A 922-nucleotide genomic window follows, 5' to 3' on the forward strand; every position below is an offset into this window, starting at 1 on the left:
AGCCTGACTCGAAACTGGGTTACGCGGGGCGCAGGCCTGCGAAGCGGCGGAGCATGAAGCGGATCGAGGCGACGAAGATCCACGCTTCGGCGCTGGCGATGGTGGCCTCGAAATCCTTGGCGAGGCGTCGGCACCGGCCGAGCCAGGCGAAGGTTCGCTCGACGACCCACCGTCGAGGCAGGACCTCAAAGCCTTGGGCCGTATCGGAGCGCTTGACGATTTCGATGGTCCACGTGCCGAGATCGGCCAGAGCCCGCGTCAGTTTGTCTCCGGCATAGCCGCCATCGGCGAATAGATGACGCAACCACGGGTAAAGCCGCCGAATGGAGGCGATGACGCCCACTGCCCCATCCCTGTCCTGGATGTCGGCCGTGTGGACCGTCAACCCGACCAAGTGCCCCTCGGTGTCGGTGATGATATGGCGCTTGCGGCCTTTGATCTTCTTGCCGGCGTCGTAACCGCGCAGGCCAGCGACGTCCGTGGTCTTGGCCGATTGGCTGTCGATGATGCCGGCGCTCGGGCTTGCCTCGCGACCACGGGCAAGGCGTGCCGCAGCCACCAAGTGGAAGTTGATGGTCTTCCACAGCCCACTGTCTCGCCAAGTATAGAAATAGCCTTGAACCGTCGAAACGGGCGGGAACCGGTCCGGCAATGCCCGCCACTGGCAGCCGGTCCAGGCGATATAGAGCAGCGCGTCCACGACCGCCCGAAGGTCAGTCGTCCGCGGTCGTCCCGTCGCCTTTGCTCTCGGCAGGAACGGTTCGATCAACTCCCATTCCTTGTCCGTCAACGCGTTTGCATCCCGCCGCCCCGCCCGGCAATATTGCCCGCGGGTGGCCTCCGTCCAACCCATGTCGTGATCTCGCTCAGTCTAGACAGCTCAAGCGAATCACAACGGACGGGGCCACTCAACCTCCCCCCC

Annotated in this window: 1 protein-coding gene; it reads right to left on the reverse strand. The window is 64.4% G+C overall.

The genetic code is table 11. From position 1 onward, the window contains the following. Nucleotides 1-19: 19 nt before the first annotated feature. Nucleotides 20-853: an IS5 family transposase gene (locus tag AAHM41_RS40245; protein WP_342242267.1), complete on the reverse strand. Its 834-nt coding sequence runs from the start codon at nt 851-853 to the stop codon at nt 20-22. Between the last annotated feature and the right edge of the window lie 69 nt (nt 854-922).

The organism is Inquilinus sp. OTU3971, from assembly GCF_038440215.1.

Excerpts from the sequence above, each read along its gene's own strand:
- AAHM41_RS40245 (WP_342242267.1), bottom strand. The coding sequence starts at position 853 with ATGGGTTGGACGGAGGCCACCCGCGGGCAATATTGCCGGGCGGGGCGG.